1 pseudogene is annotated in these 500 nt (G+C 54.4%); it reads left to right on the plus strand.

The features are described from left to right. Positions 1 to 500 (plus strand): annotated as a pseudogene (locus C5B91_RS22890) (hypothetical protein); the annotation flags it as partial.

Below are 500 nucleotides of genomic sequence, written 5' to 3' on the forward strand. Positions count from 1 at the left end.
GTATATCTCAAATTGTTGGGTATATTCTGCTACTAGGAATGGTCGTGACTGGGGCAATCGGTGTTATCGTAATCGGGGCGCCAGCAATTGACGCAGTTACCGAGGATCGAGATGAGAGGCAGGCGAGTATCGTGCTCCAAGACATGGACTCAGAATTCGCCTCACTATCCACAAGTGGTGGAACATCACAGGCAGAAATCGATTTGTCCTCCACCAACCCCCGCAGCTACACACTCGACCGGAGCAGTTGGCTAAACATCACTGTCAACGACGACACGACGTGTACAGCGAACATGACTCTCAGTTCTGTCAGATTCGATGACGGTGCCACGACGGTTGCTTACGAGGGTGGCGGTGTCTGGCGAAAACACGAGAGTGGCAGTGCCATGGTTACCGCGCCAGCGCTCCAGTACCGCGGTGGAAGTATCGATGTGCGAGTGGTGAACGTCACTGGGAACTTCGAGCGTGGAAACAACAAGGCCCGCCTTCGTCCGGGTTCA

This window comes from Haloferax sp. Atlit-10N (genome assembly GCF_003586325.1).
In the GTDB taxonomy this organism is placed as follows: domain Archaea; phylum Halobacteriota; class Halobacteria; order Halobacteriales; family Haloferacaceae; genus Haloferax; species Haloferax prahovense.